Annotated in this window: 16 protein-coding genes, 1 tRNA gene and 1 pseudogene; 13 read left to right on the forward strand and 5 right to left on the reverse strand. The window is 62.1% G+C overall.

Features of this window, described 5'->3' with window-relative positions; translation table 11 throughout:
* A pseudogene (locus B7Y49_RS08770) lies at positions 1 to 420 on the forward strand (hypothetical protein); the annotation flags it as partial.
* On the forward strand, positions 417 to 1313 hold the full coding sequence (locus tag B7Y49_RS08775; RefSeq protein WP_374127210.1) for an HNH endonuclease: 897 nt from the start codon (positions 417 to 419) through the stop codon (positions 1311 to 1313). The pseudogene B7Y49_RS08770 and the gene B7Y49_RS08775, both read left to right, overlap by 4 nt.
* 291 nt (positions 1314 to 1604) lie before the next feature.
* Here the strand turns inward: B7Y49_RS08775 and B7Y49_RS08780 are convergent, their stop codons facing one another.
* Positions 1605 to 2663, reverse strand: coding sequence for a YeiH family protein (locus B7Y49_RS08780; protein WP_374127211.1), 1059 nt, complete (start codon positions 2661 to 2663; stop codon positions 1605 to 1607).
* 116 nt (positions 2664 to 2779) lie between these two features.
* Here B7Y49_RS08780 and B7Y49_RS08785 point away from each other — a divergent pair, with 116 nt between their 5' ends.
* The 3 genes from B7Y49_RS08785 (at position 2780) to B7Y49_RS08795 (ending at position 5755) form a co-directional block, all read left to right on the forward strand.
* Positions 2780 to 4024: an MFS transporter gene (locus B7Y49_RS08785; protein ID WP_374127212.1), complete on the forward strand. Its 1245-nt coding sequence runs from the start codon at positions 2780 to 2782 to the stop codon at positions 4022 to 4024.
* Positions 4025 to 4089: 65 nt separating this feature from the next.
* Entirely contained in the window at positions 4090 to 4671 is a 582-nt protein-coding gene (locus tag B7Y49_RS08790) for a TetR/AcrR family transcriptional regulator (RefSeq protein ID WP_374127213.1), read from the forward strand.
* Between the two features lie 4 nt (positions 4672 to 4675).
* Complete coding sequence (locus tag B7Y49_RS08795) at positions 4676 to 5755, forward strand: saccharopine dehydrogenase NADP-binding domain-containing protein (protein ID WP_374127214.1); 1080 nt, start codon at positions 4676 to 4678, stop codon at positions 5753 to 5755.
* 64 nt (positions 5756 to 5819) lie between these two features.
* Here B7Y49_RS08795 and B7Y49_RS08800 read toward each other — a convergent pair whose 3' ends face one another.
* Positions 5820 to 8207: a TonB-dependent receptor gene (locus B7Y49_RS08800; protein ID WP_374127215.1), complete on the reverse strand. Its 2388-nt coding sequence runs from the start codon at positions 8205 to 8207 to the stop codon at positions 5820 to 5822.
* 110 nt (positions 8208 to 8317) lie between these two features.
* Positions 8318 to 9394 carry a Gfo/Idh/MocA family protein gene (locus tag B7Y49_RS08805; RefSeq protein ID WP_374127216.1) on the reverse strand — a complete coding sequence of 359 codons (1077 nt, stop codon included), beginning with the start codon at positions 9392 to 9394 and terminating at the stop codon, positions 8318 to 8320.
* A 38-nt stretch (positions 9395 to 9432) separates the two neighbouring features.
* Between B7Y49_RS08805 and B7Y49_RS08810 the strand changes: the two genes are divergently transcribed.
* Genes B7Y49_RS08810 through B7Y49_RS08830 form a run of 5 tightly spaced genes read left to right on the forward strand, consistent with a single transcriptional unit; the run spans position 9433 to position 13544 of the window.
* Positions 9433 to 10341, forward strand: coding sequence for an aldo/keto reductase family oxidoreductase (locus B7Y49_RS08810; protein WP_374127347.1), 909 nt, complete (start codon positions 9433 to 9435; stop codon positions 10339 to 10341).
* On the forward strand, positions 10338 to 11411 hold the full coding sequence (locus B7Y49_RS08815) for an LLM class flavin-dependent oxidoreductase (RefSeq protein ID WP_374127217.1): 1074 nt from the start codon (positions 10338 to 10340) through the stop codon (positions 11409 to 11411). Before B7Y49_RS08810 ends, B7Y49_RS08815 begins: the two co-directional genes overlap by 4 nt.
* Before the next feature lie 15 nt (positions 11412 to 11426).
* On the forward strand, positions 11427 to 12020 hold the full coding sequence (locus B7Y49_RS08820; RefSeq protein WP_374127218.1) for an NADPH-dependent FMN reductase: 594 nt from the start codon (positions 11427 to 11429) through the stop codon (positions 12018 to 12020).
* Complete coding sequence (locus tag B7Y49_RS08825) at positions 12013 to 13194, forward strand: molybdopterin-dependent oxidoreductase (protein ID WP_374127219.1); 1182 nt, start codon at positions 12013 to 12015, stop codon at positions 13192 to 13194. The genes B7Y49_RS08820 and B7Y49_RS08825 overlap by 8 nt, the downstream gene beginning before the upstream one ends.
* Positions 13194 to 13544: a cytochrome C nitrite reductase gene (locus tag B7Y49_RS08830; RefSeq protein ID WP_374127220.1), complete on the forward strand. Its 351-nt coding sequence runs from the start codon at positions 13194 to 13196 to the stop codon at positions 13542 to 13544. Before B7Y49_RS08825 ends, B7Y49_RS08830 begins: the two co-directional genes overlap by 1 nt.
* A gap of 35 nt (positions 13545 to 13579) precedes the next feature.
* On the opposite strand, the gene B7Y49_RS08835 is transcribed toward B7Y49_RS08830, so the two are convergent.
* A tRNA-Gln gene (locus tag B7Y49_RS08835) sits at positions 13580 to 13653 on the reverse strand.
* A gap of 158 nt (positions 13654 to 13811) precedes the next feature.
* On the opposite strand from B7Y49_RS08835, the gene B7Y49_RS08840 reads away from it, so the two are divergent.
* Both B7Y49_RS08840 and B7Y49_RS08845 read left to right on the forward strand, forming a co-directional pair.
* The gene (locus tag B7Y49_RS08840) at positions 13812 to 14855 is read left to right on the forward strand and encodes a Ppx/GppA phosphatase family protein (protein WP_374127221.1); all 1044 of its coding nucleotides are present in this window, start codon (positions 13812 to 13814) and stop codon (positions 14853 to 14855) included.
* A gap of 23 nt (positions 14856 to 14878) precedes the next feature.
* Positions 14879 to 15550: an RlmE family RNA methyltransferase gene (locus B7Y49_RS08845; RefSeq protein WP_374127222.1), complete on the forward strand. Its 672-nt coding sequence runs from the start codon at positions 14879 to 14881 to the stop codon at positions 15548 to 15550.
* Between the two features lie 71 nt (positions 15551 to 15621).
* On the opposite strand, the gene rpoZ is transcribed toward B7Y49_RS08845, so the two are convergent.
* Positions 15622 to 15966 (reverse strand): DNA-directed RNA polymerase subunit omega, encoded by a 345-nt coding sequence (rpoZ, locus tag B7Y49_RS08850; protein ID WP_374127223.1) that lies wholly within the window; start codon positions 15964 to 15966, stop codon positions 15622 to 15624.
* 156 nt (positions 15967 to 16122) lie between these two features.
* Between rpoZ and B7Y49_RS08855 the strand changes: the two genes are divergently transcribed.
* Positions 16123 to 17319 (forward strand): phosphatidylserine/phosphatidylglycerophosphate/cardiolipin synthase family protein, encoded by a 1197-nt coding sequence (locus tag B7Y49_RS08855; protein ID WP_374127224.1) that lies wholly within the window; start codon positions 16123 to 16125, stop codon positions 17317 to 17319.
* Positions 17320 to 17357 lie beyond the last annotated feature (38 nt).

The following is a 17357-nucleotide window of genomic DNA, read 5'->3' on the forward strand; positions in this document are numbered from 1 at the left end:
CCGATGCTGCCAGGCGGGTTGTACAACCCCGCCCGCAAGGGCACGATGATAACCCCGGACTCTACTTATGAGTGGAGGAGAAAAGGGGAGCACGTCACCATTATCGCCACGCATTCCCCAGTTGTTTTGCAAGAAATCCCAAGGTCCTGCGCGTATGTAATGACGCGTTCGAGACTTTCGATGCAGGCGGATCGCCCCCAGATTGAGACTTTTGGCGAGAATGTCGGTTCGTTAACACGTGAAGTGTTCGGACTCGAAGTCACACAATCAGGATTTCATGCGTTACTGCAAAAGGCCGTAATAGAAGGAGGCAGTTACGATACGATCGTAGCATCCTACAACGATCAGCTGGGGCAAGAAGGGCGGGGCATTTTGCGGGCCATGGTCGCGAACCGCGATTCCGGAAAAGCCACGGCGTGAGGAAGCTTGTCACGCCGCAATTCGACGCCCTCGAAACATTTGATCGCTGTGTTGAAGACGTCGCCGACCTGAACCTGCGGGCAAGCTATGTCGGCAGCCGTGCAAGTATAGGGCTAGCGAACACTGCCTTTGATGCTGCTGGCCAAGCCGCTGCCTGGACCACCCTGCCAAGGGTTGCGAGGGGCAATCCCGACGTCGTTATCGCTGGCACACTCACCAAAAAGAATCTGATGGACCTCTATTCGACGAACATGGTCGGCACGACCGGCCCATCGCGCGATATCTATGATCAACTCCTTACTGCAGCCGGGGGATTCTGTCCTTTTTGTGGGGGTCTCGGCCATGTTCGGTCTCTCGACCACTATCTGCCTAAGGCAAACTTTCCTGCATATTCAGTGCACCCAAGCAACCTCGTACCTTGCTGCCGGGACTGCAATACGGGCAAGAATGCCTCTTTCGGTCAATTTACACACCAGCAGTCTCTGCATCCGTATTTGGATCACAATCAATTTTTCAGCGAACGGTGGATCACCGCTCTGGCCTATCCAGGAAGATCGGTCCTAGTTAAGTATAATTGTACGCCGCCCGTGGCCTGGTCGGCCAACGACAAGCAGCGGGTTCAAAGTCATTTTGATGGATATGATCTGGCTCTGCGCTTCTCTGTACAGGCCGGCAGTGAGGTTGCGAAGGTCGTTTCGACCAGAGCTAGCAGTCTTCAAACGCTTTCTCCGGATAGTTTTCGAAACTTCCTTCTGGATGGAGCGAACAGTCAAAGCCATGCACTAAATAGGTGGCACCGCACGATGTATAGCGCTCTCGCCGCCACGGATTGGTTTGTGCAGACAGACTTTCAAAACCCTTATTGGCACCTGGCACTCGTGCCTGAACTATAGTCCGAATCTCATGGTGGTGACGAAGCGAATGTCGGCTCTCGTGACTACTGATATCAGCTTCGCATAGCCAATTGTAGGGTGCATAGCCGTCTTCAGGTCAAAAGTCCGCAATGGGACGCAAACCGCCACCAGCACTTTCCTACACCCACCCGATCATGATATGTTCCCCACCGCTCTTTGACATCGCCAGCACCACTAAACCCTCGTTTCACACCAGACCGCAACGAACCGATGGAGACCCGCAACTTCCGCAACTTCACCTGCAACTTTGGCCCCAATCCGGCCCGCGACTCACCCGATCACGAACACTGCCGCCAGCCCTGCCAGCGCCAGCGCGACGAGCGTTGCCACGCCGATCACCAGCAGCGGCTTCGCTCCGGCATCGAGCAATTGCCGCATCGGGGATCGGATCGCGGTGGCGGTCACCGCGGCGGCGAGAGCGGCGGTGGCGAGGGTTTCGGCGGCGCTCGCGACGATCGCGGGGATGACGCCCAGCGAATGCACGCCCGCCACCGCGAAAAAACCGATGACGAACCACGGCACACCCGGTCCTTTCGTCTTGCCGCTATCGCTCGCGAAAAACAGCACGACGATCGCCAGCACCGGCGCGAGCAGCGCGACGCGGGTGAGCTTGACGATCGCGGCAATATCCCCCGCACCGGGCGAAAAGGCGTAACCCGCGCCGAGCGTCTGCGCGACGTCATGAATTGAGGCGCCCAGCATGAACCCGGCCTGCAGATCGCTCAGCTGCATCGCCTGGGCGAGGATGGGATAAAGCACCATCGCCGCCGCGCTCATCGCCGAAATGCCGACCAGCACGATCGTCAGCTGCGCCTGGCTCGCGCGTCGTTCGCCGAGTGTTGTGGCGAGCGCGAGCGCGGCGGAAGCGCCGCAAATCGCCACCGCCCCGCCCGCCAGCACCCCGAATGCGCTGTCGAAGCCGAACCGCCGCGCCGCGAGCACGCCCGCGCCGATCACCAGCGCAACGATCACCGCCACGCTCAGCAGCGCCACGGGCCCCAGCGCCATGATCTGCCCGAACGTCACCCGCACGCCGACCAGCACGATCCCCCAGCGCAGTAGCGATCGTGACGCAAAGCTCAGTCCATCATGCAGCCGCGCATCGGCATTCAGGAAATTGAGCGCGAGCCCGATCAGCAGCGCCATCAAGGTCAGCGGGGCGCCATAATGATCGGAGATGAACCCGGCGGACAGCGTGCCCGCCGCGACCACCGCCAGCCCGGGGAACAGCCCGCGCCATGTCGATTTGGGGCTCGGCTCGATATCGCCGTACAGGTCGGCGGCCATCGGCAGCGGGCGTTTTGCCGGTTTTGCTTGCGTCGTCGCCATGCCCCGCCTTCTATGCCTTCGCATCAAAATACTAGCCGAACCGTCACGGGTATGACAACGTTATCTGAAAGACGCGGGTCAACCGCAAGCGACCGGGGAGAGCGATGATGGTGGGCATGACTGGAACCCGAAGCGGCGCAAGCCGCTGGGTCATTGTCGCGATGGTGTTCTTCGCGATCATGCTCAATTACGTCGATCGTCAGATCCTGGCGCTGCTGAAGCCGACGCTGGAGGCCGAGTTCAAATGGTCTGATGACGATTATGCCAATATGGTCTCGGCCTTCCAGTTGTCGGCGGCGTTCGCCCTTCTGGGGACGGGTTGGTTCATCGACCGGGTCGGCTTGCGGATCGGCTTTGCGCTCGGCGTGGCCGTTTGGAGCATCGCCGGGATGGCGCACGCCTTTGCGAGTGGGGTGGTCGGCTTCATTATCGCGCGGGTCGTGCTCGGTGCGGCGGAGTCAATTGGTACGCCCGCCGCGGTCAAATCAGCGGCCACCTATTTCAGCCAAAAGGATCGCTCGATCGCGCTCGGTGTGGCCAATACCGCGCCCAATGTGGGGGCCATCGTGACGCCGCTGGCGATCCCCCTGTTGGCAGTCACGCTGGGATGGAAAGCAGCCTTTCTGATCGCGGGCGGGCTCGGCCTCGTCTGGGTCGCGGTGTGGTTCGCTGTGCGCGTTCAGCCCGTCGCAGTCGAGGGCGAACAGCCCGCACCGATTGCGTGGACAACCTTGTTACGCGATCGCAAGACGCTGGCGCTGGCCATTGCCAAGGTATTGTCGGATCAGGTCTGGTTCTTCATGCTCATATGGCTGCCTGATTTGTTTCACCGGCTGTTCGGGCTACCGCAGGGAACTCTAGGGCTGCCGGTCGCGCTGGTTTATGTGTTCGCCGCGCTTGGAGCGCTCACCGGTGGCTGGCTTTCGTCGAGGCTGATGGCCAAGGGGTGGAGTGTCGACCGGGCGCGCAAGTCGACGCTGTTGTTCTATGCGGTGCTGATCTTACCGGTGAGCGGCGTGCTTTTCGTTTCAAGCCCCTGGAGCGCAGCGCTGTTGCTGGGGCTTGGCTTGTTCGCGCACCAGGGGTTTTCGACGAACCTCTTTGGCCTCGCGACAGATGTGTTCCCGGCGCGCGCTGTGGGATCGGTGATCGGGATGGCAGCGTTCTGCGGCAATCTTTGGTCGATCGGGTTAATCAAGCTGACGCCGTTTTCGCTGGCGATGGGCTGGGGCTATGGCCCGTTACTGGCGATCTGTTCGGGCAGCTATCTCCTCGCCCTGCTGTTCATCCACCTACTGATCCCCAAGATTGTCGCGGTCGACGAAAGCGAACGCGGCGACGGGCTGGCGATGGCGCATTAACGGTGTGGATCGCCTCTTCGGCTAGAGGACTTGACGGATGCGTTAGCGTTTGCTAACACATCCGTATGACGACCAGCTTTACCCTATCCAGCGATCTCGATCCGCCCGCCAAGCGCGCCATTGTGGCCACTGCGCTGCGCTTGTTCGCGACCCACGGGGTCGACGGCGTCAACATTCGGGACATTGCCGCCGGTGCGGGCTTCACCAACCCGGCACTGTTCCGCCATTTTGCGAGCAAGGAAGCGCTCGCCCAAGCGTTGTTTGATCGGTGCTATGCCGCGCTCGCCGCTCTGCTGCTCCCGGATCCGGCGCTGTCGCTGAAGGAGCGGCTGACTTCCATCGTCCTGCTGGTCGAGGCAGCACCCGAAGCGGTACATTATGTACTCGAAAACCTGCGCCGTTATTGGCCCGGCTTGCCCGAGACGCAGCGTGAGCTGCCATTGCCTGCGCGGATGCGGCAGTTGATCGAAGCGGAACAGGCGGCCGGGCGGATTGGATGCGACGTCGACCCCCGGCTCGCCGCGATCATCCTGCTCGGCACGCTTGGGCAAGTGGCCCGGCTCGCGCATTTCGATGATCTGCCGCGACCAGTGGATGACTTTGTCGAAACGCTATGGACCCTTGTTTTTCGTGGACTGGAGAATTGAAATCATGTCATATCAGTTAGCAAATGCTCACACATCGCATACCCCATGGGCGCTGATCGGCCCAACCGGGGTTACCGGCGGAATGATCCTCGAACGTGCGCTGGCACTCGGGCATCGGCCCCATCTAATTGGGCGCGATCCGGCAAAACTCACCGCGCTCGCTGAACCTGCGGGACTCTCTTGGTCGGCCGTGGATATCGGTGACAAGGCAGCGCTCTGCGCGGCGCTGGAGGGACAGAAACTGGTGCTCAATGCTGCCGGCCCATTTGCGATTACCGCCCCGCCCGTGATCGCGGCGGCATTGGCGAGCGGGGTCGATTATCTCGATCTCAATGGGGAGTTGCTGGCGCTTGAGGCATTGTTCGATCGTGATGCCGACGCAAAGGCTGCCGGAGTTGCCCTGATTGGCGGCGTCGGCTTCGGGATTGCCGCAAGCGACGGGCTGGCGATGCAGGTGGCAGCTTTACTCGGCGGTGCGGATTCGATGCGGATCGCGGTTGCCGCCGGTTCGGGCTTCGGCTCTCCGGCGGTTGCCGAAAGCACCGTTTCGGTCATCGCAGCTGGCGGGCATGAGGTGCACAAGGGTTCGCTTGTCCGCGCCAGGCTGGCACGTCGCCGCTGGATCGAACGGGACCCGTCAGGCGCTGTGCATAGCTTTGCCAGCGCGCCGCTAGCCGATCTCGCCGCCACGCGCCGGATTGCGGGGGTGCGCAACATCACCGCTGGCGTGCCGATGCCGCGGGGGCAGGCACGCATCCTCTCAATCATCGCGCCGCTGTTGCCGACAATGCTCAAATTCGGCCCGATCCGCCGGGCAATGGCCAATGCCGGGGGCCATGCCGGCGCAGCCCGAACCACCTATGCGTCACGCGTTTGGGTGACAGCGCGGCGTGGCAAACGTACCGCCTCAGCGCGGCTCGATGCAGGCGAGGGTTTTGCTTGCACCGTCGATATCGCCTTGGCCGCTATCGCTGCAACATTGCGCAATCGCCCAGCGTCCGGCGCACACAGCCCGGCAACCGCCTTCGGGGCGGATTTCATCACCGGCGTGCCGGGTATATCCATCGTGATAAACCCCGCTTAACGACGAAGGCCCGGCCAGCTTGCGCTGACCGGGCCTCCCTCCCCCCGAAGGGCCGTGGATCGGATCAGAAATTGACCCGACCAGTAACACCAAAGTAGCGATCCGCATCACGCGGGATCTGGTAGCGATAGGCGCCGCCGGGCCCGCCATTGGCGATCGCCGCCGCAAAGCTCTGGTCAAACAGATTGCGGACCTGGAACGTCAGGCGATATTTGTCGTCATTGGTTGCAACTGCGGCGGTCAAGTTGACCAGACCATAAGCGTCGACCGTGCCCAGGCGGCGCTGGACGGGATCGGCGGCAAACAGCGTCAGCTGCGAGCTTTGGAATGATCCTTGTGCGCCCAGATAAACGTCGGCCGATCCACCGGTGCGAATGCGGTAATCGACGCTCAGATTGCCCTTCCACTTCGGCGCAAAGGCAAGCGGTGTGCCGGGCGGGACCACTGCTGCGCCGAGCGGTGCCCGGAACGCATCGACCTTAGCATCGGTATAGGCAACACCGCCGTTGAAGGTCAGATCGGGGATCGGCCGGAAGCTGGCATCAAGCTCCACGCCGCGCGTGGATACCTTACCAGCATTGGTGAAACGGGTGACGACGACGCCCGCCACAAGATCGGGGTTGTTGGCCTGAAAATTGTCATAAACGGCATAGTATCCGGCAATGTTCAGGATCAACCGACCGTCGAGGAAGGTATTCTTCAGACCAACTTCATAGGCATTCGACGTTTCAGGCGCGATCACGTTGGTACCGTTCTTCGACAGGTTGAAGAACACGTTGAACGCCGGCCCCTTATACCCGCGCGAATAGGTGAAATAGGCGATGTTGTTTTCGGTCAGATCGGCCTGAATCCCCGCCTTTCCCGAAAAATTGGTTGAGCTGGTGCGCGCGGTGAAGGGTACGCCGTTGGTGGCCGTTACCGTACCGTTGATGCCTGGCGAATTGAACACGCCCTGATCGAAGTTTGGCACGATCCCGCTTGTCGGCACCGGCACGCCGCCCACGACATCCAGATTACGGCTGACACGCGAGTGGAACACGTCAAGATGATCTGACGTAAAGCGCACGCCGCCGATCAACCGCACCCAGCTTGCGACATTCAGCGTACCCTGGCCGAACAGCGCAATATTGTCGAAGGTCGAGCCGAAATTGGCCGTGCCGCTCGGGAAGGTCGAAGGTGCCGCGAGCGGGCTGGTGCACGGCGTCAAGCTACCAGCCGGAATGATTGCCCCGACAGCGGCAGCGCAACGCGTTACGTCACGCGTGAAGGTCCTTTCGGATACCGCGCTCGAATAAAAACCGCCGATCACATAATCGAAGAACTGCTTGCCCGGCGACGTCAGGCGGAGTTCCTGGGTGACGGTATGGCCCGTCTGGGGGCCGAAATCATGCAGTTGGTTGAATCCGATAAAGGCCATGGGCAACCAATCCCCATCGCGAATTTCGGTGTTGCGCCAGTTCCGGTACGACGTGATCGACGTTACCGTATGCTCAGCCACGGTATAGTCGGCCTGCAGCGAAAAGCCGTAGCCGGTTTCACGGGTCGCGGTGATCAGGTTTTGGGCGACCTGACGGGTTTCATCGCCACGCGGCGTGGGCAAGGCGAGCGTTGACGCATTGGTGGTCGGCAGGCCGGTTGTGCCATTGATCGGGGGCGTGCCGATCACTTCAGCGCAGCAATCATCCACATTGCGATGATAATCGGCGATGAACATCAGGCTCAAATTGGATGTTGGCTCGGCTTCGATCTGCAGGCGGCCGCCATAATGTTCCCAACCGTTGACAAGCGTGTTGGTGGTGACGTTGCGAATATTGCCGTCATAGTTGCTGTAATAGCCGCTCAGGCGCGACCAGACATTCTCCGCGAGCGGTACGTTGATTGCTGCCCGCGCGCGATATTCGGTGTCCGAGAAATAACCGACTTCGCCGTAGCCGCTGAATTCACGGGTCGGTCGCTTGGAGACGATGTTGATCACACCCGCGCTGGCGTTCTTGCCGAACAGCGTACCTTGGGGCCCGCGCAGCACTTCGATCCGCTCGATATCGAGCAGATCGCTAAACGCTTCGCCTGCACGGCTGAAGACGACGCCGTCGAGCACCGTCGACACCGATGGCTCACCCGCGATCGAGAAGGTCGCCGTGCCGACGCCGCGCAAGAACAGCGATTGGTTGAGCGTGGTGCCCGATTTCAGGAAGTTGAGGGTCGGTACCAGATACTGCGCGCCTTCAAGGCTCACTTTGCCGGTCGCAGCGAGCGTATCGCCGCTGACAACGGTAACCGCCAGCGGCACGTCCTGTAGCCGTTCGCTGCGCTTTTGCGCGGTGACGATGATTTCACCCGTAGTGTCGCTCTCTTCGGCGGCAGGCGCCTTATCAGCCGTCTGCGCAAAGGCCGGTGTCGTCATCAACAGCGCCAGCGATGCGGCACCTGCCATTAGAATTGATCGTTTCATGGTCATCCCTCCCTAAATCCTACTATTTTGATAGGTTATTCTATCTTGGCGGCAAACGCCGCGTTCTTGGCCAGGTTGAAGAAAAACTTGCCCGGCGAGATCTCCACGCTTCAGAACCCCAATTCTGCCATTGTCACGACTCGCTTCTCGCGCGCGCTGAGTTCGGCGGCAGCGCCGATTGCAACCGCCATCAGCCCGTCATGCGCGGTCACCTCAACCGGCCCGGCCCCGCGCACCGCCGCATTGAAGCGCTGATGTTCGTAAAAGGTCGATCCGTGGTGGCTGCCTGCTGCCAGCGCTGCCGGATCAACATCGACCACGCGGCGCTCGACCTGCTTCGGATTGCGAAAGCCGACGCGCGGCGAGAAAACAATAGCGCCCTCGGGAATCAGCACATCAAGACGGGCCTTGTCGCCGACCGCCGTAATCTCTTCCTGATTCTCCGCCCCATCAGCGAACATCGACAAATCGAGCATTGCGCGCACGCCATTGTCGAAATCGATTGTCGTGTAGCTGTTGTCGATAATGTCGGGGCGCTGGCCGTCATAGGCTTCGTCGAGATGGTTCACATCCATCGCGCCCGAGCAGTAAACGCGCACCGGTTCGGCCTGGGTGATCAGCCGCATCAGATCGAAGAAATGGCAGCATTTCTCGACCATCGTGCCGCCAGTGTTGCGCGAAAAGCGGTTCCAGTCACCAACCTTGGGCAGAAACGGAAAGCGATGTTCGCGAATCGACAGCATCTGCAGGCGGCCGATCTTGCCACCATGAATATCGGCGATGAAATCGGCGGCCGGGGGCATGTAGCGATATTCCATCGCCGTCCAGAAAACCTTGTTTGACTGGGCGGCGCGGTCCGCAATCCAGCGGGCATCCTCGATCGTCGTCGCGATTGGTTTTTCGCACAAGATATGGAGCCCCGCGTCGAACAGCGGAATCAGCACGTCGCGGTGGGTGTAGTTGGGGCTAGCGACGATCACCGCGTCGCACAGGCCGCTGGCCGCGAGCGACGCAACATCGTCAAACGCCTGCACACCGTCTGCGCGGTCACCCAGGGCTGATTTGGCCCAGCCGAGCGAACCCGGCACCGGATCGGCAAGCGCCGTCACAACCGCGCCAGGGGTGATGGCGAGATTGTTGATATGTTCGACACCCATCATCCCGGTGCCGACCAGACCATATCGCACTTGCTCTCCCAACCGTCTCACCTCTATGTATGACAACGATGTCTGAAATGCAGCTTACACCCGAATCGCGGCCGCTCGGCAAGAGTGGAATCATGGTCAGCCCGATTGCGTGGGGGATGTGGCGATTTAGTCACGCCGGTGTCACACAGGGCCGCGCGCTGATCGATGCAGCGTTTGAGGCCGGGGTTACGCTGTTCGATACCGCGGATATTTATGGTTTCGACGGCGATGGCGGGTTCGGCGATGCCGAAGCGCTGCTGGGCGATATCTTCGCCGAATCACCTGGCCTGCGCGACCGGATGGTGCTCGCGACCAAAGGCGGCATCACCCCGCCCGTGCCCTATGATTCGTCGCGAGCCTATCTGATGGATGCGCTCGATGCGTCATTGCGCCGGATGCGGACCAATCATGTCGAGCTGTTCCAGATCCACCGGCCTGACGTGCTCGCCCACCCGCAGGAAGTGGCGCGTACGCTTGAGGATATGGTGACGTCGGGCAAGGTCCGCGCGATCGGGGTGTCAAACTACACGCTGGCGCAGCACCGGGCGCTGGCGGCGTTTCTGTCGATCCCGCTGGCATCGACCCAGCCCGAATTGTCACCACTCGCGATTGAGCCAGTCGAAGGCGGTCTGCTCGATCTGGCGATGGAAACTGATCTGGCGGTGCTCGCCTGGTCACCGCTGGGCGGCGGTCGGATCGGCGATCCGCAGGACGCGCAGGCTGTTGCGGTGGCGGCGGCACTTGATGTCGTGGCCAACGACGCCGGCGTTTCGCGCGCCGCGGCTGCCTATGGCTGGATCATGGCGCACCCGGCGCGCGCCATTCCGATCGTCGGGACGCAAAATGTCGAGCGGATCGGCGAGATTGCCGATGTGTTCAAATGCCATTGGACGCGCCAGCGTTGGTATGACGTGCTGGTCGCGGCGCGGGGGGAAAAGCTGCCATGACGACTGAGCCGCTGGGTCCGTGCGAAATCAGCTGGTTTTCCGCTCTGTGCGATGATGATTATGAATTTCTCGGCGTGCCCGATCCGATGCTTGCCTCCAGCTGGGAGCATTGCCGCGATATCGTGATGCAGGCCGAAACCGGCGGGTTTGACAATATCCTGCTGCCCTCGGGCTACGCGCTGGGGATCGACACCACGGCCTTTGCCGCCGCGATCGCGCCAATGCTCAAGCGGCTGGCGCTGTTGATGGCAGTGCGGATCGGCGAAACGTGGCCGCCACAGCTCGCGCGCCAGATCGCGACGATCGATCGGATGCTCGGTGGGCGGCTGAAGGTCAACATCATCTCCTCCGATATGCCCGGCGAGACCATGGCGTCAGAGCCGCGTTATGCCCGCACGGTCGAGGCGATGCATATCCTGAAGACCCTGCTGAACGGCGAGCCGCTCGATCATCAGGGGGAATTCTGGCAGCTAAAACTCGATCCGCCGCGCATCGGCACGCTTTCGGGTAAGGCACCCCAGCTCTATTTCGGCGGCCTCAGCCCGGCAGCGCGCGATGCTGCGGCCAAGGGCTGCGATGTCTTCCTGATGTGGCCCGACAAGCGCGAGACCGTTGCCGACATCATCGCCGATATGCGCGCCCGGGCCGCAGCGGAAGGGCGAACGCTGCGTTTCGGCTACCGCGCGCACGTCGTCGTCCGTGAAACCGAAGCCGAGGCGCGCACCGCTGCCGACCGGCTGCTCTCCAAGCTTGATGCGGCGCAGGGCGCGGCGATCCGGGCGAAGTCGCTCGATTCGCAATCGGCTGGCGTCGCCGCCCAAGCGGCACTGCGCGATAATGCGGGGGATGATGGCTATGCCGAGGCCAATTTATGGACCGGCATCGGTCGTGCGCGTTCGGGCTGCGGCGCGGCGATCGTCGGCGATCCGGATCAGGTGCTGGCCAAGCTGAACGATTACCGGTCGATGGGCATTGAGGCGTTCATCCTCTCGGGCTATCCCCATGCCGCCGAGGCGGATTTATTTGCGCGGCACGTGCTGCCCAAGATTGATCACGCCCTGCTGCGTTAAAAGGACTTTGCCCGAATGGCCGATGTTGCCCCCGCCGATCTGCCGCTTGTCGTCGGGATTGGCGGCACGATCGGGGGTGTTTCCTCCACCGAACGCGCGCTGCGCATCGCGCTCGATAGTGCCGCGCGTGAGGGCTTCCGCACGCGCATGTTCGGCGGGGCCGATATGGCGCAGCTGCCGCTATTTGATCCCAAGGCGACCAGCCGCACCGATGCCGAGCGTGAGTTCGTGGAAACGGTGCGCCAGGCATCGGCGCTGATCATTGCCAGCCCCGGCTATCATGGCAGCATTTCGGGCGTGGTGAAGAATGCGCTCGATCTGCTTGAGGAAACATCGGGCGATGACCGCCCCTATCTGGCCGACATGCCGGTGGGATTGATCGCCACCGCCTATGGCTGGCAGGCGACTGGCAGCACGATCGCGGCGCTGCGATCGATCGTTCACGCGTTGCGTGGCTGGCCAACGCCCTTTGCGGCGGCGATCAACACCCAGATCACGAAGTTCGATGACGCGGGCGGGGCAAATGAACCCGCCGTCATCGAACAGCTGACGCTGGTCGGCCAGCAGGTGGCGCGGTTCGCGCCGCTCGCCACGGCAACCAATGGCTGAGATCGACCGCCGCGATGCGCTCGCGGCGCTGGCGATTGGTGGCGCGGGCCTGACGCTGCCCGGCTGGGCAATGCCTGCAATAGCAGGTACACCGCGACTGGCAGACTTTCCCGAAAAACGCGGCATGCTGATCCGCCGCCAGCGCGCACCTTTGCTCGAAACGCCGTTCGAGGTGTTCGATCAGGGGATCATTACCCCCAATGACCGGTTCTTCGTGCGCTGGCATTATGATGACATTCCGCTGAACGTCGATGTGGCGACTTTTCGCCTACGCGTCGGTGGGCGGGTAAAGACGCCGATCGCGCTGTCGCTCGCCGATATCCTGAAAATGCCGCGCGTCGAGGTGACTGCCGTCAACCAGTGCTCGGGCAATTCGCGCAGCGCCTTTTCGCCGCGCGTGCCCGGTGCCCAATGGGCCGATGGCGCGATGGGCAATGCCGTGTGGACGGGCGTGCGGCTAAAGGATGTGCTCGTGCGCGCCGGGGTCAAGCCAGGTGCGGTCGCCGTGCGCTTGTCGGGGCTTGATCGCCCCCCCGGGGAGGCCCCCTGGTATGCCAAGTCGCTCGATATCGATCATGCGCTCGGCGACGATGTGATGATCGCCTTTGCGATGAACGGCCAGCAATTGCCGCTGCTCAGCGGTTTTCCATTGCGGATCGTCGTGCCTGGCTGGTTCTCTACCTATTGGGTGAAGGCACTCGACCGGATCGAGGTGCTTGCGGCGCCCGATACCGGCTACTGGATGGCCAAAGCGTATCAGATCCCGACCACCCCGCGTGCCAATGTGCCGCCTGGCGCGCATGATTTCGCCAAGCAGCCGATCAGCCGGATGATTCCGCGCGCCTTCATCACCAATCGCGCCAGCGGGCCTGCGCCCGCATCCCGGCCAATCGCGTTGCGCGGCATTGCGCTGGGGGGAGACAGCGGCGTGGCGAAGGTCGAGCTGTCGGTCGACAATGGCCAGCACTGGCGGTCGGCACGGCTGGGCCGCGATTTTGGCCGCTACAGTTTTCGTGGCTGGGACTTGACCCTGCCGGGCATGCCGCGCGGACGGCACACAATCATGGTGCGCGCGACCAACGCCGCGGGCGAAACGCAGCGGCCCGATGCGATCTGGAATCCGTCGGGCTATATGCTGAACACCATCCAGCACATCATGGTGGACGCGACGTGATGCGCAGGTCGATCATTATTGGCCTCGCGGTCGTGCTTGCGGGGTGTAGTGCACCATCTGCGCCAAAAACCGAGGCGCTGCCCAAGGACTTTGCGCTCCGCTCCGCCGCGATAACGCTGCCAGCGGATCAGGTCTCCTTGCCGCCCGCTGCCGAAATCGTGACGATCAACTGCACCGCCTGCCATTCGCCGGAAATGATCCTCTCGCAACCGGTGCTTGACGCGGCGACCTGGCAAAAAGAGATCGACAAAATGCGCACCGCCTATCGCGCATCGATCGACCCGAAAGACGATGCAGCACTGGTGGCTGCCCTTATCAAGATGCAACAGACGCCGACGACGCCGAATTGAGCGGAGCCGGAACAACATTGATCGGGTGGAGCGGCTGGATGCCCCGTGAGGATTCGAACCTCAATTAACGGAGTCAGAGTCCGTAGTCTTACCTTTAGACGACGGGGCAGTGCCGGGCCGCGAGATAGGCGGGGCGTGATCATGTGTCAACGTGCCGGCAACGCTGCCCGCTCGCTTGCCGATAGATATCGGCTGGGCTAGGCTTTGCCCCAAGCACGGTGGGGGCGCCACGCCCCGGACCGCAGAACATAAATGTGAGTAACGGCCGTGGGTGATCAATCCGCCCGAGCGCCGTACCGGCAGGGCGCTAGCCCCGCCCGTTCGGCCCCTCCAAAGGCAGCGCGCGCGCGCTGGCCAGAAGCACGCCATTATGCGGCGCTCGACCTCGGCACGAACAATTGTCGCCTGCTGATCGCACGACCGGCATCGCACGGCTTTACCGTGATCGACGCATTCTCCCGCATTGTCCGGCTGGGCGAGGGGCTGTCGGCCACCGGGCGGCTGAGCGATGCGGCGATTGATCGTACACTGGCGGCGCTATCGATTTGTGCGGACAAATTGCGGCGACGCAATGTAACCCTTGCTCGATCGGTGGCGACCGAGGCCTGCCGCCGGGCCAGCAACGGTGCCGAATTTATCGAGCGGGCGTACCGCGAAACCGGCATCGCACTCGATATCATTACCGCAGAAGAAGAGGCGCGGCTGGCGGTGCTCGGCTGCCATGTGTTGCTTGAGCCTGGTGATGATCCCGCCGTGGTGTTCGACATTGGCGGCGGATCGACCGAACTCGTGCTGATCGACACCCGCACCACTGTACCGACGATACTCGACTGGCACAGCGCCCCCTGGGGCGTCGTATCGCTCACCGAGAGCGCCGGTGGCGGCGACGGACCGGGCGGCCGGGCGGCCGCCTATACCCGAATGAAGCATATGGTGGCTGAAAGCTTCGCCGATTTCGCCAGTCGCCTGCCGAAAGGGGTGGTGCGACCACGGCTGTTGGGGACGAGCGGTACCGTCACCACGCTCGCCAGCGTGCATCTCCGTCTGGAACGCTATGATCGCACGGCAGTCGACGGGTTGATCGTACCCGCGCCGGCGATGCGTCAGATCAGCGCTGATCTGGCAGCGAAATCAATCGAGGATCGCGCACTCCTTCCCTGTATCGGCACCGAACGCGCCGATCTAGTGGTGGCGGGCTGTGCCATTCTGGAGGCGATCATGGATATCTGGCCCGCCGAGCGGCTGGGCGTTGCCGATCGCGGCATTCGCGAGGGCATTCTGCGCCGCTTGATGAACGGGCACGAAAAATGAGGCAGCTTCGATGAGCCCGGTAGATGAGTAGGGGCGGTTCAGGCGGCCGGGTACGCGTGCGCACCTCGCGCGGGCGTACGCCGCAATCGAACCGCTGGCTCGAACGCCAGCTGAACGATCCCTATGTCCGCAAGGCAAAGGCGGAGGGGTATCGCAGCCGCGCCGCGTACAAGCTGATCGAGCTCGACGAGCGGTTTTCGCTGCTGAAGGGCGTAAAGCGCGTGATCGATCTGGGCATCGCGCCGGGTGGCTGGAGCCAGGTGGTCCGCAAGATGACGCCGGGTGCCGCGATTGTTGGCATCGATCTGCTGCCGGTCGATCCGATTGACGGTGTCGTGATCCTGCAGATGGATTTCACTGATGATCGCGCGCCCGAAAAGCTGATGGAGGAACTGGGCGGCGCGCCCGATCTGGTCCTGTCGGACATGGCTGCCAACACCGTCGGGCACCCCCAGACCGATCACCTCAGGACGATGGGGCTTGTCGAGACTGCCGCTGCCTTTGCCTATGATGTGCTGAGCCCCGGCGGCGCGTTCGTCGCCAAAGTGCTGGCGGGGGGTGCGGACAGTGAGCTGGTGAGCGAACTCAAGCGTAATTTCACTGCGGTAAAACATGCCAAACCCCCGGCGAGCCGCAAGGACTCGTCGGAATGGTATGTCATTGCACAGGGGTTCAAAGGGCGACCTGCAAAATAGCGTAGGGGGAGCTGCGCTGCGGCTCCACCCATCGTCTTTCTTCGCTCGATCTACTTGAAAAAGCGAAGGACTCAGCCTTCGTAATCACTGCCCAGATTCTGGTTGCGCGGGGGCGCCGCTGCGGTGAGGCGCAGTGCTTCGGCTGATGCCGCCAGCGAACCGATCTCATCGGGCGCATCGTCATCATCGATCTGAACCCGCTGCAGGCTTTGCACCACTGCTTCCTGCAGATGCTTGGGCTTCACTGTTTCCTCGGCGATTTCGCGCAACGCGACGACCGGGTTCTTATCGCGATCGCGGTCGATGGTCAGTTCGGCACCGCCCGAAATCTGGCGCGCGCGCTGGGCGGCGAACAGCACGAGATCGAAACGGTTGGGAATCTTGTCGACGCAATCCTCGACGGTAACGCGCGCCATAGAAACGCATCCTTCAATGTAACGGAAACCGCGCGCCTAAGCGACAACCACCCTTGAGTCAAGAAAAGCGCTTATCTGGTCACCGTGCCGCTTGCGGGCTTCATGCGCGATGAAACCGCCTTGCCGATTCTGAGTTGTGCTCGCATGACCAGCGCCATGACGGATGTCGCCCCGCCCCCTGCCCCGATGGCGGACAGCCATGTCGTCGACGGCAACCGGTTCATAATGCTGGAGACCGGGCCGCAACGGCTCGAAACACTGATTCGGCTAATCGATTCGGCGCGGCAGACCCTGCGGGTCATTTATTATATCTATGTCGATGATAACGCAGGTACGCGGGTGCGCGATGCGTTGATCCAGGCGGCGGGGCGGGGCGTGGCAGTGTCGCTGATCGTCGACGGGCTGGGCAGTGAGGCAGCGAACCAGAATGATTTCTTCGGTCCGATGCGTGATGCTGGCATCGACGTATGCCGTTTCGTGCCACGCTGGGGCCGCCGTTATCTCCTCCGCAATCACCAGAAGCTCGCGCTCGCCGACGGCGAAGATGACGATGCCCGCGCGATCATCGGCGGGTTCAATGTCGAGGATGCCTATTTCGGTACGCCCGCCGAACAGGCCTGGCGTGATCTCGGCCTCGAGATACAGGGTCCTGCCGCCCAGCGCATCACAGGGTATTTCGATGCCCTTGCGCGTTGGGCGCGCCGACCCCGCCCGCCGCTTCGGGCGCTGCGCCGCGCATTGCAGGGGTGGAGCGAACCCAACGGCCCGGTGCGCTGGGTGTTCGGTGGCCCAACCAGGCGCCTGTCCCCCTGGGCGCGGGCGATAAAGGGCGATATTGAGCGGGCGGCGCGGCTTGACCTGATTACCGCCTATTTCGCACCAAGCCCGGCGATGCTCCGGCGGCTGGACGCGGCGGGGATGCGCGGGCGGGTGCGCATCATCCTGGCATCGAAGAACGATCATGGCGCTGCGATCTGGGCATCACGCTTCACCTATGCCGGATTGCTGCGCAAACGCGTCGAGATTTACGAGTATCAGCCGACCAAGTTGCACACCAAGCTCTTCCTGATCGACGATGTCGTCTATATCGGCTCGTCGAATTACGACGTCCGGAGCCTGTTTCTCAATCTGGAGATGATGCTGCGGATTGAGGACGCCGATTTTGCCGCTCATGTGCGGCGCTACATTGACGGCGAGGTTGCTGATTCGGAACGAATTACCGCTGCCGTGTATCGATTACGCACAAGCTGGTGGATGCGGATCAAGCAAGGGATGGCATTCTTCGTGATGACCGTGCTCGATTATCACGTCACCAAGGGGCTGAACTTCGGACCGGATCAGCGCCAGCGTTAAATTGCCGGGTACGGGGTTGCACCGCGCCCTGAACGGCC

It is taken from the genome of Sphingomonas sp. 28-62-11, assembly GCF_002278865.1.
Classification (GTDB): Bacteria; Pseudomonadota; Alphaproteobacteria; order Sphingomonadales; family Sphingomonadaceae; genus Sphingomonas.